This is a genomic window from Paracidovorax valerianellae, from assembly GCF_900102625.1.
Classification (GTDB): Bacteria; Pseudomonadota; Gammaproteobacteria; order Burkholderiales; family Burkholderiaceae_C; genus Paracidovorax; species Paracidovorax valerianellae.
This window is the reverse complement of sequence record NZ_FMZC01000012.1, coordinates 20,554-45,849: the sequence shown is the minus strand read 5'-3', so window position 1 is coordinate 45,849 and position 25,296 is coordinate 20,554. Positions and strand designations below refer to the sequence as shown.

Sequence of the window (25,296 nt, the reverse complement as noted above, 5' to 3'; positions counted from 1 at the left end):
GCACCAGAACTGGAGACACCATGATCCGCATCGCATCCTCTGTGGCCACGGCCGCATTTGCACTGGCCCTGGCCGGCTGCTCTTCCATGATGGCGGCACCCGCCGGCGTCCAGGCCAAGGACGGCGCCTTGACCGGTCCCAACGGCATGACGCTGTACACATTCGATCGCGACACGACCGGTAGCGGCAAGTCGGTCTGCAACGGACCTTGCGCCACCAATTGGCCTCCGCTGATGGCCGGCAATTCCAGCCCGACCGGCGACTACAGCGTGGTCCGCCGCGACGATGGCAGCAGCCAACTGGCCTACAAGGGCAAGCCGCTTTATTACTGGGCCAAGGACGCAAAACCAGGCGACCGCACGGGCGACGGCGTCAACCAAGTCTGGCACACCGCCAAGCCCTGAACGGGTCAACCGGCACCGGTGCCATGGACCAGATCGTCGAGCACCTGCCCAGCCTGCGCCGCTATGCGCGGGCACTGACGGGCAACGCGTGGGCAGCCGACGATCTGGTACAGGACACGCTGGAGCGCGCTTGCCGCAAATGGCTGCTCTGGCGTGCCGGCAGCGACTTGCGGGCCTGGCTTTTCACCCTCATGCACCACCTGTACCTCAACCAGCAGCGATCGGCCTCGTCCCTGCCCTTGCTGGACATCGAGGCCGTGCAGGACAGCCTTCAGGCCCCAGCCCCGGCGTCGGACGATGCCATCGACCTCGACCGGTGCCTGCAGCGCCTTCCCTCAGACCAGCGTGCCGTCTTGCTGCTCGTCACGCTCGAAGACATGGACTATGCGCAAACGGCGCGCGTGCTGCAGATTCCTGTCGGCACGGTGATGTCGCGGCTATCGCGCGCACGGGCGCGGCTGCGCGAACTGATGCACGCGCCCGCCAACACAGCGCGCTCTGCCCCTGATAACGGGCCTCCATCGCTGCGCCGGATGAAGTGAGAACGCAGCACATGGCGACCGACGACAACACCCCGCTTTCCGAGGAAGAACTCCACGCCTTGGTGGATGGGCGCCTTCCGAGTGCAGAGGCCGACGCATTGCGTGCCCGCCTGGCACGCCACACTGACAGCGACACGGATGCCACACTGGCGGCCTGGCAGAGCCAGCGCGAGCATCTGCAGACCCTCCACGCTGCCTGGAACACCGCCCCGGTCCCCGAGGGCATACGCCGCGCGGCGGACCGATTGCAAGCGCTGCGCGAGCGCGAAGCCCGCTGGTGGCGGCTGGGCGGCATGGCGGCGTCGCTCGCCTTGGCGTTCGGACTGGGCTGGACCGTGCATGGGCAATGGCCGAACGGTGAAACAGATACTGCGTCCACCCGAATGGCCAGCGCGGTTCCGGACGCACGCCGCTTCGCCCAACAGGCGGCGCTGGCGCATGCGGTCTATCAGCCGGAACAGCGGCACCCCGTGGAGGTGGCGGCGGCCCAGCAGGACCATCTCGTGCAGTGGCTGTCCAAACGGCTGGGGCGACCGCTCAAGGTGCCCGTGCTGGCGGCACAGGGATACGAACTGGTAGGAGGCCGACTGCTGCCCGGCGACACCGGCGCACGCGCCCAGTTCATGTACCAGAACGCAGCCGGTGAACGGGTCACGCTGTACCTCGGCGCCCTGCGGTCAGACCAGGAAGGCGCTGCCGACACCGCGTTCCGCTTCGATGCGGACGGGCCGGTGCCATGCTTTTACTGGACGGACGGCGGCTTCGGCTATGCGCTCAGCGGCGCCCTGCCGCGCGCCGCCCTGCTGGGCCTGGCCACCGCGGTCCACCCGCAACTGTGAAGAATCGGCACCGGGCAAATCCGATGCCTTCGGTGCCGAGCGACCAGGTCAGGCCAGCACAGCCAGCGGATGGGCATGGGCCGGCCAGGGGCTGTCGAAGAACGGCGCGACCATCTCCGGTGTCACGTCCTCGATGCGGGCCGGGTTCCAACGCGGCGCATGGTCCTTGTCGACCGCCAACGCACGAATGCCTTCCACCGTTTCGCTTTGGCCGGGGCGCAGGTAGAAACAATGGCGAACCATGTCGCGCTCCATGCGCAAGTCGGCTGCCAGATCCATTCCACGGGCGCGGCGGATCTGTTCCAGCACGACGTGCAGCATGAGCGGTGAGCGTTTGCGCAAGGTGGCCGCCGCGGCGCGCGCCCACTCGCTGCCTGCAGCCTCCAGCGCCGAAATGATGGCCTGCACGCTGCCCAGCGAAAAGCATTGATCGATTTCGGCCACCACCGCAGTATCCAATGCCTCTTTAGCTATGAATTTAGTAGCAATGAGGTTTTCAACCGCTTTTCCGTCGACAAACGATCCGCTGCCAAGTGCTTCCCAGACGGCAGCCTGCTGATCCGATGGCATGCAGCCGTCGGCCAGGCCCAGCGCGACGGCCTCACCGGCACCGATGGTGTCGCCGGTCAGTCCCAGCCACTCGCCGGCATACCCCGGGCAACGCGACAGGAAGTAGCCACCTCCCACATCGGGAAACAGGCCGATCGCCGTCTCGGGCATGGCCATCTTCGTGCGCTCGGTCACGATGCGCAGGCTGGCGCCCTGGCTGATGCCCATGCCGCCTCCCATCACGATCCCGTCCATGAAAGCGATGTAGGGCTTGCCGTAGTGGTGGATCAGGTGATTGAGCGCATATTCCTCGGTGAAGAAGTCTTCCAACCGTGGATCCCCCTGGCTGCCCGCCTGGTGCAGGAATCGAATGTCGCCCCCCGCGCAGAACGCGCCGAAAGGCCCTTCCTTGTTGCTGCCGCGGATGGCCACCGCGGCAATGCGCTCGTCGTGCTGCCAGGCCAGCAGTGTCTGCATGAGTGCGCGCACCATGCCCAGCGACAGGGCGTTCAGCGCCCGGGGCCGGTTGAGGGTGATGAAACCCACCTGCCCCCGCACCTCGGACAAAACCTCTGCGGTTGCTACTGCTGCCGTCGTCGTCTCCGTCATCGCCATTCCTTTTTTCTTAACAATCGATTCGCGCCACATCGGCCCGGCCACACGTTGCAGTGGACCGCCCGGAATCTTAGAGCCTCCTGCACGCAAGACCTGTCAGGGCTCGGACAGGTGAACGCCGCGCCCCCCTGAAAGCCGCAAACACGCATGCCCGTCCAGCGCAGGCCCGCGTTTAAGGCCCGGCTAAGCCAACCACCAAAGCCGCGCGGCACACTGGCCAACCCAGCCACGACCGAAAGCAGATCGATGCCCCACCCCACCGCCGCCAAGACCTCTTCCTGGTCGCTGATACGCCCCTACTGGTTCTCGCAGGAGCGATGGTCAGCGCGCGGCCTGCTGGCATTGATCGTCGCGATGAACCTCGGCATCGTCCACATCAACGTGCGCATCAACGCCTGGAGTGCAGATTTCTTCAATGCCCTGGAAGCCCGCAACACGGCCGAGTTCGGCCCGTTGCTGATGCTCTTCACCGGCCTGGCGCTGGCCTATATCGTGCTGGCCGTGTATGCGCTGTACTTCAAGCAGATGCTGGGCTTTCGCTGGCGCCGCTGGCTCACGACCGAGTACCTGCAGCGCTGGCTGCACGGCAACGCCTTCTACCGCATCGAGCGCGACCGACTGGCCGACAACCCGGACCAGCGCATTGCCGAGGACCTGAACAGTCTGGCGACCACCACGCTGGCGCTGACCCTGGACCTGCTGTCCACCGTCGTCACGCTGGGTTCGTTCATCTTCATCCTCTGGTCGGTGGGAGGGCCGCTACTCGTCCATGTGGCGGGCTACAGCGCCACCATTCCGGGCTACATGGTCTGGGCGGCGGCTGCATATGCCCTGGTGGGTTCCGTCGCCATGCAGGCCTTCGGGCACCGCCTGGTGGCCGTGAACTACCGCCAGCAGCAGGTGGAAGCGCATTTCCGGTTCGGCCTCGTGCGGCTGCGCGAGAACGCGGAGCCCATTGCCCTCTATGACGGCGCACGGGCCGAAGCGGCCCATTCGGCCACGCTGTTCGGCCGCATCCAGGACAACTGGCGCCTGGTGATGCGCTACACCAAGCGCCTCACGCTGGTGAACTCGCTGTATTCGCAGATCGCCGTCGTGCTGCCGCTGGCGCTGGCCGCGCCGCGTTACTTCGCCGGGGCGTACAGCTTCGGCGTGCTGATGCAGATCAGCCGAGCTTTCGACACCGTGAGCGGGGCGATGTCCTGGTTCATCAACAGCTATGGAACGCTGGCGGAATGGCGCGCCACGGTCAACCGGCTGACGGAACTGGGCGACGTGCTGGCCAGCGTACCGGCCTCGACAGCCCGCGGCATCCGGCTGCAAACAGGCGATGGCACCGCGCTGGCCACGCACGGGCTGCAATTGGCGCTGCCAGGCGGCGGGGTGCTGTTGACCGTGCCCGACCTGCGCATTGCGCCGGGCGAACGCTGGCTGCTGCGCGGCCCGTCCGGCGCGGGCAAAAGCACCCTGCTGCGCGCACTGGCAGGGCTGTGGGATTTCGGCAGCGGCACCGTCGGCCGGCCGAAAGCCAAGACGCTCTTCGTGCCGCAGCGCAGCTACCTTCCGCTTGGAAGCCTGGGCGATGCGCTGGCCTATCCCGACACCCCCGGCGAACACACGGAGGCCCAAGTGCGTGAAGCCCTCGAGGCCGTAGGCCTGCAATCCTTCGGCGATCAGCTCGGCGATGTGGCGCCCTGGGCGCAGCGGCTGTCGCCGGGCGAGCAGCAACGGCTGGCTTTTGCGCGCGTGCTGCTGCAAAAGCCCGAATGGCTGTTGCTCGATGAAGCCACCAGCGCGCTGGACCCGGCAGCCGAACGCCTGCTGTACACGCTGCTGGCCGACCGTCTGCCCGCCACGGCAGTCATCAGCGTGGGCCATCGGGATGCGCTGGCCGACTTTCATGCGCAGCAGTTGGTGCTGGGGCAGGCCGAAGCCTCGCCCACGCACGCGCCTCCGGAAGGCTCGGGTTCGGCAGCCGCAGGGCTGGCGCAACCCGCTTAGCGCAGACGCAGAAAAGGCACCTTGCGGTGCCTTTTCTTCAGGGGATTCGAGTCCCTGAGCCGATCAACGGCCCGCGCGCTTGCGGTCGCTTTCCTTCAGGTGGCGCTTGCGCAGGCGCACCGACTTGGGGGTGATCTCGACCAGCTCGTCGTCCTCGATGAACTCCACACCATATTCCAGCGTGAGGTCGATCGGAGGCGTGATCTTGATCGCGTCTTCCTTGCCGGACACGCGGAAGTTGGTTAGCTGCTTGGTGCGCGTGGCGTTCACGACCAGGTCGTTGTCGCGGCTGTGGATGCCGACGATCATGCCTTCGTACACCGGATCGTTCGCCTTCACGAACATGCGGCCGCGGTCGTCCAGCTTGCCCAGGGCGTAGGTGAAGATTTCACCGTCGTCCATGGAAATCAGCACGCCGTTCTTGCGGCCACCTATCTCGCCCTTGTGTGGCTCGTAGCTGTCGAAGATGTTGCTGATGAGGCCCGAGCCACGCGTCAGGTTCAGGAATTCGTTCGTGAAGCCGATCAGGCCCCGCGCAGGAATGCGGTACTCCAGGCGCACACGGCCACGGCCGTCCGGCTCCATGTTCACCAGCTCGCCCTTGCGCTCGCCCAGGGCTTGCATCACGCCGCCCTGGTGGCCTTCTTCGATGTCGGCCGTCACCAGTTCGATCGGCTCGTGCTTTTCGCCGTTCACGTCGCGGAACACGACGCGGGGCTTGGACACGGCCAGTTCATAGCCTTCGCGGCGCATGTTTTCCAGCAGGATGGTCAGGTGCAGTTCGCCACGGCCCATCACTTCGAAGATGCCTTCTTCGTCGGTTTCCTTCACGCGCAGGGCCACGTTGTGCTGCAGTTCCTTTTGCAGGCGGTCCCAGATCTGGCGGCTGGTCACGAACTTGCCTTCGCGGCCGGCCAGAGGGCTGGTGTTCACGCAGAAGTTCATCGTCAGCGTGGGCTCGTCCACCTTCAGCATGGGCAGCGGCGAAGGATTGGCCGGGTCGGTCACTGTCACGCCGATGCCGATGTTTTCGATGCCGTTGATCAGCACGATGTCGCCAGGGCCGGCTTCCGGCGTCTGCATGCGATCCAGGCCCTGGAAGGTCAGCACCTGGTTGACGCGGCCTTTGACGGCCTTGCCATCGGGGCCTTCCATGACGACCACGTCCATCATGGGCTTGATGGTGCCCTGGCTGATGCGGCCCACGCCGATGCGACCCACGAAGGTGGAGAAGTCCAGCGCCGAGATCTGCAGTTGCAGCGGAGCGGTCGGATCGCCCGAGTTCGGGGGAACGTGCTTCAGGATGGTGTTGAACAGGGCCGACATGTCGGGGCCCCACTGTTCGCCAGGAGCACCCTCTTCCAGCGACGACCAGCCGTTGATGCCCGAGGCATACACCACGGGGAAGTCGAGTTGCTCGTCGGTGGCACCCAGCTTGTCGAACAGGTCGAACGCGGCGTTCACGACCTTGTCGGGGTTGGCGCCTGGCTTGTCCACCTTGTTCACGACCAGGATCGGGCGCAGGCCCAGAGCCAGAGCCTTCTTGGTCACGAAGCGCGTCTGGGGCATGGGGCCCTCTTGCGCATCGATCAGCAGCACCACGCTGTCCACCATGGACAGTGCGCGCTCCACTTCACCGCCGAAGTCCGCGTGGCCCGGGGTGTCGACGATGTTGATGTGGGTGCCTTCCCAGCTCACGGCGCAGTTCTTGGCCAGGATGGTGATGCCGCGCTCTTTTTCGATCGCGTTGTTGTCCATGACGGTGTCGACCACTTTTTCGTGATCGGCGAAGGTGCCCGACTGGCGCAGCAGCTGGTCCACCATGGTGGTTTTGCCGTGGTCAACGTGCGCGATGATGGCGATGTTGCGGATTTGTTTGCTCATAGTGCTTCCAATATGCCGCGCTCTACCTGCGGCGTGCTTTCCAGAATCTGTTGAATTTCCAAGGGGCTGAGGAGCCGGTCGGGCACCAGTTCACCCGCCATGGTGTGGCCCACGCCCAGAAGGGCACGGGGATCGTCTCCGAACACCGCCACGGCGGGCGCGTCCGGCCAGGGGCCGCGACGGCGCACGCCGGACAGGAACCGCCCGGCATTCTCGCTGTCCAGCGTGACACGCACATGCTGTGCCAGCAGGATCTCGGCGGGGTGCACGCAGGCCATGCGTTCGCTGTCGTCCATGGCCTCCAGCGCCGCCAGCGTGACGCAGCGCTCCACACCCAGCCCGCCGGTATCGATGCGCCGCAGGAAGGTGAGGTGCGCACCGCAGCCGAGCGCGGCGCCAATGTCTTCGCCCAACGTGCGAATGTACGTGCCCTTGCTGCAGGCCACTATTATTTTGATAGCACACTGCCCTATTGTTTCTTGCGCTAGAGCCAGCTTCAATGCATGAATCGTTACGTCGCGCGCTTCGCGTTCGATGGAAATGCCGGCGCGTGCATATTCGTACAGCGCCTTGCCATCCTTCTTGAGCGCGCTGTGCATCGGCGGCACCTGCCGGATCGGGCCCGTGAACTGCCTTTGCACTTCGGCCAGGCGCTCGGGCGTGAGCTGCGCGGGATCGATCTCGCGCTGCGCCAGCACTTCGCCTTCGGCATCGCCGGTCGTGGTCGTGGTGCCCAGCAGGGCGATGGCTTCGTAGGTCTTGGGTGCGTCGAGCTGCAACTGGCTGAACTTGGTCGCCGCGCCGAAGCACAACGGCAACACGCCAGTCGCCAGCGGATCGAGCGTGCCGGTGTGGCCCGCCTTCTCCGCGCGCAGCAGCCATTTCGCTTTCTGAAGGGCATCGTTGCTCGACAGGCCCAGGGGCTTGTCCAGCAACAGCACGCCATGCACCGGGCGGCGCTGAATCCTGACGCGGGGTGCGCGGGGCGCACGCACTTCCGCGTCACGCGGCGCTGACGCTGCGTGCAAATCGCTGGCCCCCAAGGGGGCACTCGCTCCCTGGGGCGGCCCGTCGATGTGCATGTTCAGTCTTCTTGGGCCCGCGAAGAAACCGCCTTGGCGATCAAGGCGTTCATGTCGGCCGCACGTTCGGTCGTGCGGTCGAACAGGAAGTGCAGCGTCGGCACCGTGTGGATATGCAGCCGCTTGAACAGGCCGTTGCGCAGGAAGCCGGCGGCCTGGTTCAAGGCCACCTGCGTGGCCTCCGGGTCACCGATCAGTACGCTGAAAAAGACCTTGGCGTGCGCATAGTCGGGAGTCACCTCCACGGCCTGCAGCGTCACCATGCCCACGCGCGGATCTTTCAATTCGCGCGCGATCAGCTCCGTCAGATCGCGCTGGATCTGATCGGCGACCTTGAAGCCGCGGTTGGGAGTGGAGGATTTCTTCGCAGCCATGTGATCGCCCAAGCCTTACAGCGTCCGCGCGATTTCCTTGATGTCGAAGAACTCCAGCTGATCACCTTCTTTGATGTCGTTGTAGTTCTTGAGCTTGATACCGCACTCGAAGCCTTCCTTGACTTCCTTGACATCGTCCTTGAGGCGCTTGACCGAGTCGACTTCGCCCGTGTAGACCACCACGTTTTCGCGCAGCAGGCGGAAGCGTGCATTGCGATGGACCATGCCCGAGGTGATGTACGAACCGGCGATGGTGCCGATCTTCGTGGCCACGAACACCGTGCGGATCTCGGCCGTGCCGATGACTTCCTCGCGCTGCTCGGGGGCCAGCATGCCGGACATGGCGACCTTGAGCTCGTCCACAGCGTCATAGATGATGCTGTAGTAGTGCAGGTCGACGCCGTTGTTCTCGGCCGTCTTGCGCGCGCCGGCATCGGCACGCACGTTGAAGCCGATCACGATGGCCTTGGAGGCGATCGCCAGGTTGATGTCGGATTCGCTGATACCGCCCACGCCCGCATACACGAGCTGGACCTTGATCTCGTCCGTGGACAGCTTGAGCAGCGATTGCGACAGCGCTTCCTGGGAACCCTGCACGTCGGCCTTGACGATGATGGGCAGGTACTTGACCTCGCCCGCCGTCATGTCGGCGAACATGTTCTCCAGCTTGGCGGCCTGTTGCTTGGCCAGCTTGGTGTTGCGGAACTTGCCAGCGCGGTAGGTGGCGATTTCGCGGGCCCGGCGTTCGTCGCCCAGCACCATGAATTCATCGCCGGCCTGCGGCACTTCCGTCAAGCCCTGGATTTCGACCGGAATCGATGGGCCTGCCGACTTCGCGACCTTGCCGTTTTCGTCCAGCATGGCGCGAACGCGGCCGTAGGTCTGGCCTGCCAGCACCACATCGCCCACCTTCAGCGTACCGGACTGCACCAGCACCGTGGCCACCGGGCCGCGGCCCTTGTCCAGCTCGGCTTCGATCACGAGACCCTTGGCCATCGCGTCGACCGGAGCACGCAGCTCCAGCACTTCGGCCTGCAGCAGCACCTGTTCGAGCAGGTCGTCGATGCCCATGCCGGTCTTGGAGGAGACGGGCACGAATGGCGACTCGCCGCCGTATTCTTCAGGCACCACCTGCTCGGCCACCAGTTCCTGCTTGACGCGGTCGGGGTTGGCATCGGGCTTGTCGGCCTTGGTGATCGCAACCACGATCGGCACACCCGCCGCTTTCGCGTGCTTGATGGCTTCCTTGGTCTGGGGCATGACGCCGTCGTCCGCCGCCACCACCAGGATGACGATGTCGGTGGCCTGCGCACCGCGGGCCCGCATGGCGGTGAATGCCTCGTGGCCTGGGGTGTCCAGGAACGAGATCATGCCGCGTGGCGTTTCCACGTGGTAGGCACCGATGTGCTGCGTGATGCCGCCGGCTTCGCCCGCAGCCACCTTGGCACGGCGGATGTAATCCAGCAGCGAGGTCTTGCCATGGTCCACGTGGCCCATGACGGTCACCACAGGAGCACGCCAGACCGACTCGGCCTGTGCGCCGGAGACATCGTCGTTGGTGAAGGCTTCCGGATCGTCCAGCGCCGCCACCACGGCCTTGTGGCCCATTTCTTCCACCACGATCATCGCGGTGTCCTGGTCCAGCGGCTGGTTGATGGTGACCATCTGGCCCATCTTCATCAGCGCCTTGATGACCTCGGACGCCTTGATCGACATCTTGTGCGCGAGCTCGGACACCGTAATGGTTTCCGGAACGTGCACTTCGATGATGCGGGCTTCCACCGGCGCGGACTGCTGGTGATGGTGGTGGTCGTCGCGCTCGTTGCGGCGTCCACGGGGACCGCCGCGCCAGTTGTTGCGACCCACGCCGCCACTGCTGTCGCCGCGCGTCTTGATTTCCTTCTTCTTGGCAGGATCGCCGGCCCAGCTGGAGGACAGCTTGGCGGACTTGACTTCCTTGTTGCCGCCGACGGGCGCAGCCGGTGCACGGGCACCTGGCGCAGCGGCCGGCTTGTGCAGCGTGCCCTTCTTGGCATCGCCAGCAGGCTTGGCCACCGCAGCAGCGGCTGGCTTCGGCTCGTCGGGCTTCTTGGCAACGAGCACCTTCTTGGGCGCAGCCATCATGGCGCGGATCGCCTCGGCTTCGGCCAGAGCCTTGCGGCGGCGTTCGTCCAGGTCGGCAGCGCGTGCGGTTTCCTCGGCCACGCGGGCCTTGGATTCGGCTTCGGCCTTGGCACGGGCTTCGGCCTGTGCTGTCTGGCGTGCAACGGCTTCCGCCGCCTGCTCGCGAGAGGCTTCCTGCTTTTCAGCCTGCACCTGCGCCTTGCGGTTTTGCTCTTGCGCAGCGTAGGCGGCAGCCCGCTCTTCCGCTTCCCGATCGCGCTGCTCGCGGGCTTCCCGCTCGCGGCGCTTTTCGTTCAGCTCGGCCTCCTGGTGGCCAATCAGCTCGGCCTGGCGGCGCGCTTCTTCTTCGCGGCGCACGAGGTCTTGCGACTCGGCGGAGATCGCGCTCTCAGCGGCTTCAGAGGCTTCGTCAGCTCCTGCGTCGGAGACGCCATCGCTGCCTTCGTCGCGTTTGATGAAGGTGCGCTTCTTACGCACTTCCACCTGGATCGTGCGTGCCTTGCCGGTGGCATCGGCTTGCTTGATTTCGCTCGTGGATTTTTTCGTCAAGGTGATCTTCTTGCGATCGGCCGAGGCAGTGCCGTGGCTGGCCTGCAGGAAAGCCAGCAGCTTTTGCTTGTCTGACTCGGTCAGAGCATCGGTCGGGGCGGCCTTGGCCACTCCGGCAGACTTCAACTGGTCGAGCAGGGTTTCCGGCGATTTCTTGAGTTCGTTGGCGAACTCGGCGACTGTATTACTGGACATATTTGGTTCGTACCTCCCCTGACCTACTCTTGCCCCGCGAACCAATGTTCGCGCGCCTTCATGATCAAGGCTTTGGCTTCTTCTTCAGACTGGCCGGTCAGGGCGGTCAGTTCGTCAAGGCCTAAGTCGGCCAGATCATCCCGGGTGTTCACGCCGCCTTCGGCGAGCTTGCCGATCAACTCGGGCGTGAGGCCCTCGAGATCGCGCAGGTTCTGCGAAACGCCGTCCACGCTTTCCTCTCGGGCAATTTCCATGGTGAGCAGCGCATCCTTGGCACGGGCACGCAGTTCATTCACGGTTTCCTCGTCGAAGCTTTCGATCTCCAGCATTTCCTGCAGCGGCACATAGGCCACTTCTTCGAGGCTGGCAAAGCCTTCCTCGATCAGGATGTTGGCGATTTCTTCGTCCACATCGAGCTTTTCCATGAACAGCTTGCGAGCCGTGTCGGTCTCGTTGGCTTGCTTTTGCGCGCTTTCAGCGGCGTCCATGATGTTGATTTTCCAACCCGTGAGGTCGGAAGCCAAGCGCACGTTCTGTCCGCCGCGGCCGATGGCGATGGCAAGGTTTTCCTCGTCCACCACCACGTCCATGGCATGTTTTTCTTCATCCACCACGATGGACGACACGTTGGCCGGGGCGAGGGCGCCGATCACGAACTGTGCGGGGTCTTCCGACCACAGCACGATGTCCACACGCTCGCCAGCCAGTTCGTTGGTGACCGCATTGACACGCGTGCCGCGCACGCCCACGCAGGTGCCGATGGGGTCCACACGCTTGTCGTGCGACAGCACCGCGATCTTGGCGCGGCTGCCGGAGTCGCGTGCGCAGCTTTTGATTTCCAGCAGGCCCTGCTCGATCTCAGGCACTTCGTTGCGGAAAAGCTCGATCATGAACTCGGGCGCGGAGCGCGAGAGGATGATGGGCGCGCCGCGCAGCGTGAGGTCGACTTCCATGATCATGGCCCGCACGCGGTCGCCGTTGCGCAGGTTTTCCTTGGGGATCATTTCGGAGCGGCGCAGGCGGCCTTCCACACGGCCGGACTCGACGATGATGTCGCCCTTGTCCATGCGTTTCACGGTGCCGGTGAAGATTTTTTCGCCGCGCGACATGAAGTCGTTCAGCAGCATTTCGCGCTCCGCATCGCGGATCTTTTGCAGGATGACCTGCTTGGCGGCCATAGCACCGATGCGGCCGATCGGCACGGAGTCGACGCCTTCCTCGATGTATTCGCCCACCTCGATGTCGGCGATGCGTTCCTTGGCGTCCATCAGGAGCTCTTCGGCTTCCGGATTCTGCAGGCCGGCATCGTCGGGCACGACGAGCCAGCGACGGAAAGTCTCGTAGTTGCCGCTGTCACGGTCGATGGCGACACGGATGTCCACTTCGCCCTGGTACAGCTTCTTCGTGGCCTGGGCGAGGGCCAATTCCACGGCGCCAAAGACCACATCGCGTTCCACGTTCTTTTCACGCGAAATGGCTTCAACCAACATCAACAGTTCGCGATTCATGCGACGACTCTCCTATTTCAATCTCTTGAAGGCCCCCGCGCAGAGCGCGTCAACCTTTGCATTTGTTCGGTGTGTCAGGCCTGGGCGGGCTCGTCTTTCGATCCCCGCCCCTTGAAATCGACGATGGACGCCAGGCGCGCATCGCGCAGTTCGTCCAGCGTGAAGCCCATCGCCTGCAACGGTGCAGGAACGCGTTTTTTGCTCACTCTCTGCCCGGGCTTCACGGGCGGTTCTTCGCTCCACACGACCTGCCAGCCACCGGCTTCGGTACGCTCCAGCGTGCCTCGGAATTTCTTGCGGTTGGCGTTGACCTGCCCACCCCCGGCTTCGCCGATGGGGGCCTTGAGCGTGAGGTCGACCATGTGGCCGGTGAAACGGATGAAGTCCTGCTCGTGGCGCAGCGGCCGATCGATACCGGGCGATGAAACTTCCAGCCGCTTGTATTCGGCGCCATCGACTTCCAGCGCGAACTGCAACTGGCGCGTGACTTTTTCGCAATCTTCGACGGTGATGAACTGCTCGGGCAGCGCAGGCTCGCCCTCCACGGGCGCCTGCCAAGGCAAATCGATGGTGATGCGCAGCAGGCCGCCGGCGGAGCGTTCAATCTCCACCAGGTCATAGCCCAGCCCGGTCACGGTTTGTTCGACGATCTGCTGCAATGCCACGTGTTGTTCTGTTCAGTATCCAGAAGTACAAAAAACCCGATAACCACCTAGGACCTTCCAGGGCAGCTTCGAGCTCCAAAAGCGAACGGCCAAAAAAAACGGGCGGTGGGTACCCGCCCGTTTGGCCGTGAAGCCCGGATTGTAGCCTGTCGCGCGCTGCTTTGCAAAGGCGGCGGCATGCAATTTGCATTGGCGCCACGGTCTGCCGCGCTGCCGAGAGGATGGGCCCTGTGGCGGAGGCTATGGCCGAGCCTCTCGAATCCGCTCGATCAACGCCTGGGCCTGCGGATCGCGCGCGCCTGCCGGCGGGGAAGGCTGGGACGCCAGGCTGTCCAGCAGCCGAGTCAGCACGCCCGGCTGAGGCAGCAAGGGGCCGAGAAAACGCGCGCCGCCAGCGTCGGCAATGAGCAGGGTGGGGAAGGTTTCCACATCCAGATCGCCGGCCAGATCTTCTTCGTCCTCGATGTCCACCCACAGGAAACGGACCTGCGGATGGGCCTTGGCAATCGTGTCGAATACGGCCTGGTAATCGCGGCACACGCCGCACCAGCCAGCGCACAGGCAGACGACCCACCAATCGGCGGCGGTGGCGTCACGGATTGGAGGGGCGAGAGAAACGGGAGAAGCCGGGTCTTGCATGGAGTGGATGAGATGAGGAGGTCTCAAGGACTGCGTCCTTCGCGGGCGCGGTAGACGTCCATCGTACCCACACTGGCCGCCTGATTGCCCCAGGTGTTGCGCACGTAGGTCGATACGGCGGCCACCTCTTCGTCGCTCAGCACCTGGCGAAATGGCGGCATGCCGAAGGGACGCGGGTTGCCGGCCGTGGTGGGCGGGTACCCGCCCAGCAGCACCATCCTGATCAGATTGGTCGGGCTTTCCATCGTGACGGCCCGGTTGCCGGCCAGCGCGGGAAACGCACCCGCCCGCCCCTCGCCCTTTTCGCCGTGGCATTGCGCGCACTGCTGGGCATACACCGTGCCGCCGCGCGCCATGGACGACGGCGAGGGCGCCACAGCCGCTGGAGCCTGGCGCTCGTGCGCAGGCAGCGCCCGCAGATAGACCGCCATGGCCCGCAGGTCGGCGTCGTTCAGGTACTGCGTGCTGCGAAACACGACTTCCGCCATGGGCCCGATGACCGATCCGCGCGGCGCCACGCCGGTGCGCAGCAGTGTCATCACGTCCTCTTGCGGCCAATCCGCCACGCCCGCTTCGGAGGCGGCATTGAGTGCCGGCGCATACCAGTTCTGCACCGGGATGAGCCCTCCGCGAAACGCGCGCGATTCGCTCGTGGCGCCGAAGGCGTTGCGCGGGCTGTGGCAAGCAGCGCAGTGACCCAGCCCCTGGACCAGGTACGCCCCGCGATTCCAGTCGGCCGACTGCTGCGCGTCCGGTTCAAGCGCGCCCGGCCGGAAGAACAGCGCACGCCAGCCGGCCAGCGCCGCCTGCGTGCTGAACGGGAAAGCCAAGGCATGCGGCGTATTGGCCCGCTGCACGGGCGGCAGGCTACGAAGATAGGCGTAGATCGCGTCGGAATCCTCGCGCGTGACGTGGGTGTAGTTGGGGTACGGAAAGGCCGGGTACAGCAGGCGGCCGTCTCGGGAACGCCCGTTGTGCATGGCGCGCCAGAACTCCGCGGCGGTCCACTGGCCAAGGCCGGTGGCGGCGTCGGGCGTGAGATTGCTGGCGAAGACCACGCCGAAAGGCGTCTCCACGCCGCGGCCGCCCGCAAAAGGCGCCCCGCCCTGCGCCGTGTGGCACGACATGCAGTTGCCGGCACGTGCCAGGTATTCGCCCCGCTGTACCAGTTCCGGAGCAGCCTGCGTCAGCGGGCTGTCCTGTGGCGACAGGGGCGCTTCGCCCCGCAGGTTGAGAAACACCACCGCCGCACAGGCCGCGGCGGCGAGCAGCACCAGCACCACCAACCCTTTCAACAGGCGGCTCATCGCGTTGCTCCCGCGTTTGTGCCGGGGGCCCGATCCCGATCGCCGGACGCAGAGACGGGCATTGCCGCCACCCCGTCCGTGACGCCCCCGCAGGCCATCGGCAGCCCGGCAGGCAGTGCGGTGGCAGGCTTGGCCGTGCCCTGCACCGGCTGCGCCGACAGCCAGGCGGTGACCGCGCTGACGTCTTCCGGCGTGAGCTGCCGCGCCACGTGGGCCATGCAGTCTGGTGCTTGCGCGCGCCGCTGCCCGGTTTGCCAGGCACCGATCTGGCTGTTGAGATAGTCGCGCGGCAATCCCAGCAGGCCCGGAATGGCTGGCGCAACACCCGTCATGGCCGCACCGTGGCACTGCACGCAGGCCGGAATGCCGCGCGCCGCGTCGCCCTGCAGCACCAGCGCCCGCCCCCGTTCCAGCGCGGAAGGCGGTGCCTGGGGCGCCAGCGGCGGTGGATATGGCAAGTCCAGCGCTGCGAAATGCGCCGCGATTTCGCGCAGGTAGTCGTCCGTCATGTGCTCGAGCAGGTACGACATCTGCGGATAGCTGCGGCGGCCATCGCGGAAATTGAGCAACTGGTGGTACAGGTACCCTGCGGGCTTGCCAGCGATGCGCGGAAAGTAGCCCTCTTGCGTCGCGCGCCCTTCCCTGCCGTGGCAGGCCGTGCAGGCCAGCACGCGGTCGCCCAGCCCGCCAGCGGGCTGCTCACCGGGCAAACGCCCGTCGGCCGGCGCTGCGGTGGCGGCTGGCGCGGCGAATACCGCCGTGGCCAACAACAATGCTGGCAAGGCAAGGCGCAGGACTGCGCGTGCAAGGTGTTTCATCGGGTCAGGCCTCGGATTCGTTTTTTTGTGCCATGGCGAGACTCTACGCACCTGCATCAAAACAGTACAGATTCAGTTCGCCCGTAAAAATACGGATCAGTTGCATCCTGCCAACCCATGGCCACATGTGCCCACGCGTGGGCCGTGGCTGATTCCCCGACTGCCCTGCCCTGCCATGAAACGCTACGAACTGCATGCCGACGCCCTCGCCCAACTGATCCACAGCGGCGCCCTGCGTGCGGGCGACCGCATGCCGTCGGTGCGGGAAACCAGCCGGGCGCGCGGCATCAGCCCCTCCACCGTGTTTGCAGCCTATGACCTGCTGGAAGCCCAGGGCCTGGTCCACGCACGGCCGCGCTCCGGCTATTACGTGAGCAACCGGCAAACGTCCGCCACGGACCGCGTTCCGGCCGAGCCACAGCCCTCCGCGCCGCGCGATGGCTCCAGCGGGGTGGAGATCAGCGATCTGGTCTTCGAAGTGCTGGGTTCGGCGCGCGACCCGTACCTCGTGCCGCTGGGGTCGGCCTTTCCGGGGCCCGAGCTTTTCCCCCTGGCGCGGCTGGCGCGTTGCCTGTCCAGCGGCATGCGGCGATTGGACCCGGCCGCCATCGTGCAAAGCCTGGCGCCGGGCGACGAGCGGCTGCGCCAGCAGATCGCCCTGCGCTACCGGCTGCACGGCATGGCGGTGGACGCCGCCGAGATCGTGACCACCAATGGCGCGATGGAGGCCCTCAACCTGTGCCTGGAAGCCATCACGCAGCCGGGCGACATCGTGGTGCTGGAGTCGCCCACTTTCTATGCCGCACTGCAGGCGCTGGAGCGGCTGCGGCTGCGCGCCGTGGAAATCACCACGCATCCGCGCGAAGGCATCGATCTGGCCGCGTTGGAGCGCGCGCTGCACACGCACCCGGTCAAGGCCTGCTGGCTGATGCCCACCTTCCAGAACCCGCTGGGCAGCACCATGCCCGAAGAGCGCAAACAGGCGCTGGTGGCGCTGCTGGCCCGCCACGGCGTGCCGCTGATCGAAGACGATGTGTACGGCGAACTGCACTTCGCCCCGCGCCGCCCGCCACCGGCCAAGGCGTTCGATGCGCAAGGCCTGGTGCTGCACTGCAGCTCGTTCAGCAAATGCCTGGCACCCGGCTATCGCGTGGGCTGGGTGGCCGCGGGCCGCTTCGCCGGGGCGGTGCAGCGGCTGAAACTGATGACCACGCTCTCGACCGCCACGCCGTCGCAGCAGGCGCTGTCGGAGTATCTGGACCAGGGCGGCTACGACCGGCACCTGCGCCAACTGCGCGGCACGCTGGCGCAACAGCAGGCACGGGCCCTCGCGTTGATCGCGCAGCACTTTCCACACGGCACGCGCGTATCGCGGCCCGAGGGCGGGTACTTTCTGTGGGTGGAATTGCCGCCGCCGGTGGACGCGCTCGCACTGCACCGCGCGGCGCAAGGCCAGGGCATCAGCCTGGCGCCGGGCCAGGTGTTTTCCACCGACCGGCGCTTTTCGCACTGCGTTCGCATCAACTACGGCCACCCGGCCGCAGCGCGGTTCGACGAGGCCTTGCGCACCGTCGGGGCGCTGGCCTGCGCCCTGGGCCACGACAGCCAAAACAGTCAAGAAGACCGCATGCTATCGAATTAATAGCTACATAGCCAATGAACACTGCGGTGGCGGCCTATTTCGATCCAAACCGTTGCCGCAGCGTTTCTCTTCCCGCTTAACCCTCAGGGAAGCACCGCAGCCGTTTTGGCCTTGGCCACCAGCGCATCCGCATCGCGCCGCAACAGCAGGCGCGCCGCCACCAGCGAGTCCGCAGCCTGGGTGACCGCCGCCACATAGCCGGCCTGGGTGCCGTACAGCTCTTCCAGGGAAGGCCGCACATCGCCCGCCGCCAGCCGCGCTGCGCGCGTCTTGTGGAACGGAATGAAGCTGCCCGTGAGGTTCGACAGGTCGGTAATGCCCGGCGTGGCCACGTAGTTGAACTCGATGCTCGTGCCCAGCGGCGCACGTGCCTCCACGCTATGGATGCCGGCGCGGGCCAGGCCCGTGGACGGGTCCACCTGCGGCACGAGGATGGCGTAGTCGCGGCCAACCGCGCGCGGTGGCTGCAGCGTGGCGATGCCGGCTTCATCCTGCGGGATGTACTGCGGCCCGAAGTCGAGCAGCGAGAAGCCGTTGTAGCGCGCGAGGTAGTTGAACGCCGGGATCGCGGTCGGCGTGCCGCCCACGTTCCAGCTCAACCCCCGCATGGCCGGATACACCAGCTTGGCGGGCGGCACGAGCGTGCCGTCGGCCACCTTGGGCACCTGGCTGGCCGGCGGCTCGGTGCCGCGAACCACCCAGTCTTCCAGCGCGATGAACAGCGCGCGGAAGGTGTCGGTGAAGTGCACCACCGTGCCGGCCGGGTACACGTTGCGCGTGGGCGCGTAGCTGATGCTCTCGGTTCCACCGGTGCCGCCGTGCTGGGTGCTGGCGTAGTAGTAGATGCGCGCATTGGCGGGCTGGGCGATGTCGCGCAGGCCGTCGGCATCGGTCAGCACCGGCGAGCCCTGCAGTTGCCAGAACTCCGTGCCCGACAGGCCCAGGAAGAACTTGGGGCAGGTGTCGGTGGCGGCGCAGCGCTTCATCACCCCGCCCTGGCGGCCGCTGACCTCGTCGTTGTAATCCTTGTCCAGGCCGCGCGGCGCCGTCTGGCCGAAGGCCGTGTGGTCGGTGCGCAGGCCGCCGCCACCGCCCGGTACGGCAAAGCGCGTATTGATGTTGGTCTGGCGCGCGGCCACGTGGGCGAACATGCCGTCGAACACCTTGCCGCCCCGCAGCGACTGGTTGAAGCCCAGGTGCAGGAAGGTCTTCATCGCGTTGCCCGACTGCGATGTGCCCTGCCCCAGCGTGGACTGGATGCGGCCAGCCACCGGGTTGGCCCTGCCTTCGGCATCGGCCGCAGCGCTGCGGAAGAAGCTCACCGTGTCGCGCAGCGCGGCCAGGCCGACGCCCATGACCTTCGGGTCCTTGGCCACGTACACCAGTTCGTACAGGTACTGCGGATCGAACCCGCCCTGCAGGCACACGCTGGCCGGGCTGGGGGTGCCAGGGAAGGGATTGGCGGCCGCGTCGCAGGTGGCGAACTTCCACTGCCCCGCGGGCACCGGTTCGCGCGTGTCGGTCTCGTTGCGCCGGCGGGTGAGCGAATAGCCCGGCTGCGTGTTGTCCAGGCTGGCGGGCTCGTACGGAATCATCGTGCCGTTGAACACGCCGCCAGGCAGCGCCATGGCGGGCACGGCAGAGGTGGGCACGAGTTCGGTGCGGTACGGGCCGGTGATGGTGCTGCCGTCCTTGTTCCTGGCGACCGGCACCGTCACGGTCAGGCGGGCCGGCGTGGTCTTGGGAACATCGCCCTGCCAGGCGGAGTAAAGCATCACGTAGCCACGCTCGAAGTACACCGCATCCCCGGGCGTCGTCGCGGGGTTGGGCTGCGTGAGGATGTTGCCGCGGTTGGGCGCGTCGTAGCGCAGCACGCCGCTGGCGCGGGCCATGTCCTTGGGTTTCAGCATCACGAAGTCGGCGCTGTACTCGACCATGCCGCGCGCATTCACCGGCGCGAGCTGCAGGTCCTGGATCACCGCGTTGCGCGGGTCGGCCGGATCGACCTCACCCCGCAAAGTGCCGGTGAGCTTTTCATACGCACCCACGCTGCCGTAGGTGCCGGCCACATCCTCGGTGGCGGTGATGGACAGGCGCATCTGCGGCGTGGTGGCCGCGAGGGGCGAATCGCTCCCCCCGCAGGCGGCCAGCAGCGTCGCGGCCAGCACGGGCAGTGCCGTGTGCAGCCTGGCGCGAAGCGCTCTGGAGCGTCGCAGCGGCGGCGCAACGAGGGAAATGGGTGGAATCGAAAGCAGCGGAAAAGTCATTGTCTTGTCTCCGGTTCTCTGTTGGCGTCATCGCAGAAAGGCAAGGCTGCGCCCATCCCGCCGTACGCTGCGGCGGGTGTGTGCGAGCCCGGGGGGACCGCGCCTGGCAGCCAAGCCAGGCGGCGGTAGAAAAACTATTCGGGCTGGATGCCGGCAGCCTTGATGACCTGGCCCCATTTCTGGGTTTCGGCGGCCTGGAATTTGGCCAGCTCATCGGACGTCGTGGTCCACGCTTCGGAGCCTGCCATGTCGTAGAACGACTGGGCGGCAGCACTCTTGGTCGCCTGGCCCAGCAGTTCGTTCAGCCGGGCCACCACAGGCGCCGGTGTGCCGGCGGGCACATAGGCCGCGAACCAGTAGCCCATGTCGTAGCCCTTCACGCCGGCTTCTTCGATGGTGGGCACGTCGGGCAGTTGAGCGCCCCGCTTCTTGGTCGAATAGCCCAGCGCGCGCAGCTTGCCCGCCTTGATCTGCGGCACGCCCGTGGAGGTGTCGGTGATCATCAGATCGATCTGCCCGCCCAGCAGATCGGTGATGGCCAGGGGGTTGCTCTTATAGGGCACGTGCAGGATGTCCACGCCCGCGAGCTGCTTGAGCATTTCGCCCGCCACGCGGCTCGATGAACTGCCGCTGCCGAAGCTGAGCTTGCCGGGGCTTTTCTTGGCGGCGGCGATCAGGTCGCCCACGTTCTTGTAGGGCGCAGAAGCGTTCACCACCAGCACCTGTCCGCCTTTGCCCAGACCGGTGACGGGCACGAAATCCTTCACCGGGTCATAAGACAGCTTCTTGTACAGATGCTCGTTGGCGGCGTGCGTGGTGTTGGTGGTGATGAGCACCGTGTAGCCGTCCGGCGCTGCCTTTGCCACGCCCTGCGCGGCGATCATGCCGCTGGCGCCGGCCTTGTTGTCCACCACCACGGCCTGCTTGGTGTCGGTGGTGACGGATTGGCCCAGGGCACGAGCAAGCTGGTCGGTCGCGCTGCCGGCCGCGAACGGCACGACGAAAGTGATGGGCTTGGAGGGATAGGCGGGTGACTGCGCTGCTGCGGGCCACGCCACGGCCAGGCCCAGCACCGCCGCTGCCGTTGCGGCCAGCGCGTGGCGGCGCGAGGCAGGCCGCTTCGATGCGGGACGGGCTGCAAGGGAAAAGAATCGGTTCATGTTGTCTCCTGTGTGGTTATGAAAATAGGGAATCGAAAGGACCTGCAGGGGCTGTCTCGGCACGCCTGACAGGCGATGACAGGTGATGACAGGCAATGAATGGCGAGGCGGCGTTATCCGTGACGCGGCCCCGCCAGGTGCTCTGCCAGCGCAGCAGGCACTTCAACGGGCAGATCGAGCAGCAGGAACGACAGCGCCTTGCCGTGGCTGTCCAGGTTGAGGGCATCGTTCACGCCCCCGTCCAGCACGTCGTCGATGACGAAGTTCATCGCATGCAGATTCGGCAGCAGGTAGCGCGCCACACGGCTGGGCCGGCGCAGCACGAACTGGCGCGCCACGGCAGCCTCGGTGACCTGGGCGGTCAACACCTCCCACAGCGCGGGGTGCCAGGCGATCACGCTGATGTTGGAGCGGTTGCCCTTGTCGCCCGTGCGGCTGTGCGCCAGGCGGTACAGGGGCACGGTCAGCGAGCCGGCAGCGGGTACGGAGGGTGCGGAGGGTACGGCAGAAGAAAAATCGGTGGTCATGGCGGGTTCCTCGCGCTCGGGCATCAATCCAGCATCACGTGGCGCACGGCCACGGCCTCGCGCGGCACCAGGCACGACACGGTGCCCAGGCGCGGCCGCATCGCGGTGCGCACGCCGCCGCCGCCAGCCGGGCCGCAGCAGTACAGCGCCGTCACTTCGCGCACCAGGCGCTGGGCGCTCGCGTGGTCGCGGTGCTGCAGCGCCACGCGAAGGCGCACATCGCGCGCTTCGGCGGCGTCGAATGCCGACGGCACGTCTAGCCAGCGACCGGCGTCGTCGCCGAACACGCTGGTCACGCCGATCAGGTCAATGCGCAACGGCGCGATGCCGGCCAGCCGCTCGCGCAGCACCTCGCCCGCCAGCCGCGCGCGGGCCCCGGCCCGCGCACCGGCGTAGGAGATTTCGCCTTCGGCGAACCAACCGGATTCGAAGCACACGTTCACCTTGAGCGACGGCGGGCGCGCGTGCCCGCTCACCCCCTCCAGCCGAACGCGGTCGGTGCCCGCAGGCAGCACGCAGGCGGTGGTGATGTCGGCCACCACGTCAGGCGTGAGGTAAGCGGCCGGGTCGTGCAACTCGTACAGCAATTGCTCTTTCACCGTGCGCTCGTCGATGCGCCCGCCGGTGCCTGCGGGCTTGCCGATGGTGCAATGGCCGTCCGCGTCGATCTCCGCGATGGGATAGCCCAACTGCGCCATGCCCGGCACATCCTTGTAGCCCGGGTCGGCGAAATACCCGCCCGTGACGTGTGCGCCGCATTCGAGCAGGTGCCCGGCCATGGTCGCGCGGGCCAGGCGGTCCCAGTCGTCCAGCGCCCAGCCGAAGTGCGCGAGCGCAGGCCCGAGTACCAGCGACGGATCGGCCACGCGGCCGCACACCACGATGTCGGCGCCCGCACGCAGCGCCTCGGCAATCGGCTGCGCGCCGATGTAGGCATTGGCGCTCACGATGGGGTCGGTCGGCATGGCGGCGCCCAGCGCGCCCGCAAGCACGGCGCGGTGCTCCGCTCCGCTCAGGTCGTCGCCCTGCACCACGGCGATGCGCGGCCGGCGGGCGCCCAGCGATTCGGCCAACTGGTGGATGCGGCGCGCGGCACCGAGCGGATTGGCCGCGCCGAAATTGCTCACGATGCGGACGCGGTGTTGCAGGCATTGCGCCAGCACGGGGCGAAGCAGGTCGTCCAGCAGCGGCTCGTAGCCCGCGTCGGGATCGGCGCGCCGGGCCAGTTGGGCCAGCGCCAACGTGCGCTCGGCCAGTGTCTCGAAAATCAGCACCGACGGCTGGCCGCTGGCGATCAGCGCCTGTACCACGGGCGCGGCGGCATCGGTGCGGTCGCCCGAAAAGCCGGCGGCACAGCCGACCAGCAGGTTTTTATGGGGGGCCATGTTTGTCTCCTGCCGGCCAATGTAGGGCGCACGCGTTATTCTGTGAAATAGATAATCAGGATCAATTCATCCAAATCTTCAATGAATATATCGACCCGCCAACTCGATGCTTTTCTGGCGCTCGCCGGACAGCGCAGCTTTACGCGGGCGGCTGCGCACTGCCACCTGTCGCAGCCCGCCTTCAGCGCCCTCATCCGAACGCTGGAAGACGCGATCGGTCTGCGGCTTTTCGACCGCAGCACCCGCCACGTGGACCTGACCGCCGATGGCGAGAATTTTCTGGAGTCCGCCCGGCGGATACGCGCCGAGATCGACAGCGCCTTCGCCGCCGTTCACGACACGGCCACGTTGCGACGGGGCCGTGTGGCGATTGCGCTGCTGCCCTCCCTGGCCGCAGGCTGGCTGCCCGGCGTGCTGGCCGCGTACCGGGCGGCACACCCAGGCATCGAGCTCGACATTGCCGACGTGTTGTCGGAACCGTGCATCGAACGCGTGGCCACTGGCAAGGCCGACTTCGCACTGGCCGCCATCCGCGCCGACACGCCGGAACTGCAGGCGGAGCCCTTCAGCAGCGATGGCTTTCACCTGGTGTGCCGTGCTGACCATCCGCTGGCGCGTCGCCGGCGCGGCGGCACGAAAACGGCCGGCCTGCAGCCTGCCGATCTGGCCGCCTACCCGTTCGTGCATCTGGCGCGCACCAGCAGCGTCCGGCAGTACCTGGAGGCCGCATTGCATCCGCAGGCGATGAACACGCTCATGGAGGTGGAGCAACTCGCCACGGTGATGGGAATGGTGCGTGCCGGCCTGGGCATCAGCGTGGTGCCGACGCTCACGCTCTTTCACTTCGACCAGCCCGGCCTGGTCACGCGCCCGTTGTCGCTACCGGGGCTGACGCGGCAGATCTACCTCGTGCGGCGCCGGGACCGCAGCCTTTCGGTGGCGGCCCAGGCCATGTACGCACTGGTGATGGAACACCGCCCCTGAGGCCACACAGCCACCCCGTGGGCTAAAAGCATTGCTATATTATTAATAGCAAACAATGCCATGGATACTGCGGTGGCGGCCTATTTCGCTTGGAACGATCGATCGCTCAGTGGTGCGGTGGCGGCTCTTGTACCGGCCGGTCACCATCGCCCGGCGGCGGCTCTTCCACCGGAGGCACAGGCAGCCACGCAGGCTGGGGCGGCGTGTCTGAGGGAAGCTGCGGGTTGGTCGGATTGGGAACGGGGACGGAAGATGCGAGCATCGATGGACCTTTGGTTGAAACTTTGGGATCAGTGGAATCGGGCAATCGTCGCGGAGCACCTGACACAGATGCACACCGAGCACGGCCATTGAGATGACTCCCGGATGGCGTGGCCCGATGCCTATTCCGTCTTTTTCCGGTTGTCGAGTTCGCCGATCACTTCGGCGCCCTGGCGCGATGACAGCCGGGGCTCCTTGTGGGCGTCGCCGCCGTAATCCAGGCCGAGGCCGCGCGCGGAACCCGAAGCATCCACAGCGGCAATCGGGCCGGTGGGATGTTCGTGCACCGGATCTTCCGGAGCACGGTTGGCGTAGGTGGATTCGTCGCCACTCGATCCGAAACGCCGGGCACTGCCGCCATCGCCACGGTTTTCACCGTCCACCACGCCGCTGTCGCGTGGATCGTTCCGCATTCCATAAATGTTGAAGTGGCCCTGGTCGCGCTGGCGATCCTGCTCGGGCGTCAATTTGTCGTGTGCCATTTTTTCGCTCCTGAAAAGGAAGCTGTCAGCCTAGGCTCAGCATCACATCATGGGTGTAGGACCAGTGCTTTGGAACCTTAAACGCCGAAAACCCTGATGGACTTGGTGCAAAAATACTGTAAATTCATACAGCATCAACCAACGGAGCACTCGATGGAAACGGAAGAACTCACCTACACCGTCACCCTGCGCGACTACCCCGAAGCCCTGCCCGAACGCGAGCGCGCCGGGGCGGAACGGCGTTACGCCAAGGCACTGGACAAAGCGTTCGGCTCCGCCGCCCAGGTCGCCGCGGCACTCGACACCTTGCGCAGCCTGGAAGAATCCCCGCCCGAGGTCGTTCCGCCCGCAGACCTTGCGCTGCTCCGGCATTGGGGAAAGGCCAGCACCACGGCGCGCCAGGCGGCGTTCCAGGGTTTGGGCGAAGCCGAGGGCGCGTATTTCGACGTGCACCTGGTTGGGTGAATCGTCGTTGCTGCCCGACCTCTTCACA

General features: G+C 66.2%; 23 protein-coding genes. 7 read left to right on the top strand and 16 right to left on the bottom strand.

What is annotated here, in order from left to right; translation table 11 throughout:
- The first annotated feature begins 20 nt into the window (after window positions 1–20).
- Genes BLT03_RS17190 through BLT03_RS17180 form a run of 3 tightly spaced genes read left to right on the top strand, consistent with a single transcriptional unit; the run spans window position 21 to window position 1,785 of the window.
- Window positions 21–404 carry a COG4315 family predicted lipoprotein gene (locus BLT03_RS17190; RefSeq protein ID WP_092744985.1) on the top strand — a complete coding sequence of 128 codons (384 nt, stop codon included), beginning with the start codon at window positions 21–23 and terminating at the stop codon, window positions 402–404.
- A gap of 23 nt (window positions 405–427) precedes the next feature.
- Window positions 428–946 carry a sigma-70 family RNA polymerase sigma factor gene (locus tag BLT03_RS17185; protein ID WP_092744984.1) on the top strand — a complete coding sequence of 173 codons (519 nt, stop codon included), beginning with the start codon at window positions 428–430 and terminating at the stop codon, window positions 944–946.
- An 11-nt stretch (window positions 947–957) separates the two neighbouring features.
- Entirely contained in the window at window positions 958–1,785 is an 828-nt protein-coding gene (locus BLT03_RS17180; protein ID WP_092744983.1) for an anti-sigma factor family protein, read from the top strand.
- 48 nt (window positions 1,786–1,833) lie between these two features.
- Here the strand turns inward: BLT03_RS17180 and BLT03_RS17175 are convergent, their stop codons facing one another.
- On the bottom strand, window positions 1,834–2,943 hold the full coding sequence (locus BLT03_RS17175) for an enoyl-CoA hydratase/isomerase family protein (protein WP_092745090.1): 1,110 nt from the start codon (window positions 2,941–2,943) through the stop codon (window positions 1,834–1,836).
- Window positions 2,944–3,195: 252 nt separating this feature from the next.
- Between BLT03_RS17175 and BLT03_RS17170 the strand changes: the two genes are divergently transcribed.
- Window positions 3,196–4,950, top strand: a complete 1,755-nt coding sequence (locus tag BLT03_RS17170; protein ID WP_092744982.1) for an ABC transporter ATP-binding protein/permease — start codon at window positions 3,196–3,198, stop codon at window positions 4,948–4,950.
- A gap of 63 nt (window positions 4,951–5,013) precedes the next feature.
- Here BLT03_RS17170 and typA read toward each other — a convergent pair whose 3' ends face one another.
- From typA to BLT03_RS17125, 9 genes are all read right to left on the bottom strand, one after another.
- Window positions 5,014–6,834, bottom strand: coding sequence for a translational GTPase TypA (gene typA, locus BLT03_RS17165; RefSeq protein ID WP_092744981.1), 1,821 nt, complete (start codon window positions 6,832–6,834; stop codon window positions 5,014–5,016).
- Window positions 6,831–7,916, bottom strand: a complete 1,086-nt coding sequence (truB, locus tag BLT03_RS17160; RefSeq protein WP_092744980.1) for a tRNA pseudouridine(55) synthase TruB — start codon at window positions 7,914–7,916, stop codon at window positions 6,831–6,833. The genes typA and truB overlap by 4 nt, the downstream gene beginning before the upstream one ends.
- A 2-nt stretch (window positions 7,917–7,918) precedes the next feature.
- Window positions 7,919–8,290, bottom strand: coding sequence for a 30S ribosome-binding factor RbfA (gene rbfA, locus BLT03_RS17155; RefSeq protein ID WP_092745089.1), 372 nt, complete (start codon window positions 8,288–8,290; stop codon window positions 7,919–7,921).
- Window positions 8,291–8,305: 15 nt separating this feature from the next.
- Complete coding sequence (gene infB / locus BLT03_RS17150) at window positions 8,306–11,158, bottom strand: translation initiation factor IF-2 (protein ID WP_092744979.1); 2,853 nt, start codon at window positions 11,156–11,158, stop codon at window positions 8,306–8,308.
- Window positions 11,159–11,181: 23 nt separating this feature from the next.
- Entirely contained in the window at window positions 11,182–12,666 is a 1,485-nt protein-coding gene (nusA, locus tag BLT03_RS17145; RefSeq protein WP_092744978.1) for a transcription termination factor NusA, read from the bottom strand.
- 74 nt (window positions 12,667–12,740) lie between these two features.
- Window positions 12,741–13,331, bottom strand: a complete 591-nt coding sequence (rimP, locus tag BLT03_RS17140) for a ribosome maturation factor RimP (protein WP_092744977.1) — start codon at window positions 13,329–13,331, stop codon at window positions 12,741–12,743.
- A gap of 240 nt (window positions 13,332–13,571) precedes the next feature.
- A complete protein-coding gene (locus BLT03_RS17135) occupies window positions 13,572–13,970 on the bottom strand; it encodes a thioredoxin family protein (RefSeq protein WP_092744976.1) in 399 nt (132 codons plus the stop codon).
- Between the two features lie 23 nt (window positions 13,971–13,993).
- Complete coding sequence (locus BLT03_RS17130) at window positions 13,994–15,277, bottom strand: c-type cytochrome (protein ID WP_092744975.1); 1,284 nt, start codon at window positions 15,275–15,277, stop codon at window positions 13,994–13,996.
- Window positions 15,274–16,095 (bottom strand): c-type cytochrome, encoded by an 822-nt coding sequence (locus tag BLT03_RS17125; RefSeq protein WP_175537787.1) that lies wholly within the window; start codon window positions 16,093–16,095, stop codon window positions 15,274–15,276. Before BLT03_RS17125 ends, BLT03_RS17130 begins: the two co-directional genes overlap by 4 nt.
- Window positions 16,096–16,270: 175 nt before the next feature.
- Here BLT03_RS17125 and BLT03_RS17120 point away from each other — a divergent pair, with 175 nt between their 5' ends.
- Entirely contained in the window at window positions 16,271–17,737 is a 1,467-nt protein-coding gene (locus BLT03_RS17120; protein WP_092744974.1) for an aminotransferase-like domain-containing protein, read from the top strand.
- Between the two features lie 83 nt (window positions 17,738–17,820).
- Here the strand turns inward: BLT03_RS17120 and BLT03_RS17115 are convergent, their stop codons facing one another.
- The 4 genes from BLT03_RS17115 to BLT03_RS17100 all read right to left on the bottom strand — a co-directional run bounded on the left by BLT03_RS17115 (window position 17,821) and on the right by BLT03_RS17100 (window position 23,076).
- Entirely contained in the window at window positions 17,821–20,004 is a 2,184-nt protein-coding gene (locus BLT03_RS17115; RefSeq protein WP_245711438.1) for an alpha/beta hydrolase domain-containing protein, read from the bottom strand.
- A gap of 134 nt (window positions 20,005–20,138) precedes the next feature.
- The gene (locus tag BLT03_RS17110) at window positions 20,139–21,164 is read right to left on the bottom strand and encodes a Bug family tripartite tricarboxylate transporter substrate binding protein (RefSeq protein ID WP_092744973.1); all 1,026 of its coding nucleotides are present in this window, start codon (window positions 21,162–21,164) and stop codon (window positions 20,139–20,141) included.
- 113 nt (window positions 21,165–21,277) lie between these two features.
- Window positions 21,278–21,691, bottom strand: coding sequence for an AtuA-related protein (locus tag BLT03_RS17105; RefSeq protein WP_092745086.1), 414 nt, complete (start codon window positions 21,689–21,691; stop codon window positions 21,278–21,280).
- 23 nt (window positions 21,692–21,714) lie between these two features.
- Window positions 21,715–23,076 carry an acyclic terpene utilization AtuA family protein gene (locus BLT03_RS17100; protein ID WP_092744972.1) on the bottom strand — a complete coding sequence of 454 codons (1,362 nt, stop codon included), beginning with the start codon at window positions 23,074–23,076 and terminating at the stop codon, window positions 21,715–21,717.
- A gap of 81 nt (window positions 23,077–23,157) precedes the next feature.
- Between BLT03_RS17100 and BLT03_RS17095 the strand changes: the two genes are divergently transcribed.
- Complete coding sequence (locus BLT03_RS17095; RefSeq protein WP_092744971.1) at window positions 23,158–24,060, top strand: LysR family transcriptional regulator; 903 nt, start codon at window positions 23,158–23,160, stop codon at window positions 24,058–24,060.
- A 106-nt stretch (window positions 24,061–24,166) separates the two neighbouring features.
- Here the strand turns inward: BLT03_RS17095 and BLT03_RS24535 are convergent, their stop codons facing one another.
- Together BLT03_RS24535 and BLT03_RS17090 are read right to left on the bottom strand one after the other, a co-directional pair.
- Window positions 24,167–24,322: a hypothetical protein gene (locus tag BLT03_RS24535; protein WP_175537786.1), complete on the bottom strand. Its 156-nt coding sequence runs from the start codon at window positions 24,320–24,322 to the stop codon at window positions 24,167–24,169.
- 121 nt (window positions 24,323–24,443) lie between these two features.
- Complete coding sequence (locus BLT03_RS17090) at window positions 24,444–24,803, bottom strand: hypothetical protein (RefSeq protein WP_092744970.1); 360 nt, start codon at window positions 24,801–24,803, stop codon at window positions 24,444–24,446.
- Window positions 24,804–24,956: 153 nt separating this feature from the next.
- On the opposite strand from BLT03_RS17090, the gene BLT03_RS17085 reads away from it, so the two are divergent.
- Complete coding sequence (locus tag BLT03_RS17085; RefSeq protein ID WP_092744969.1) at window positions 24,957–25,268, top strand: hypothetical protein; 312 nt, start codon at window positions 24,957–24,959, stop codon at window positions 25,266–25,268.
- The last annotated feature ends 28 nt before the right edge of the window (window positions 25,269–25,296 follow it).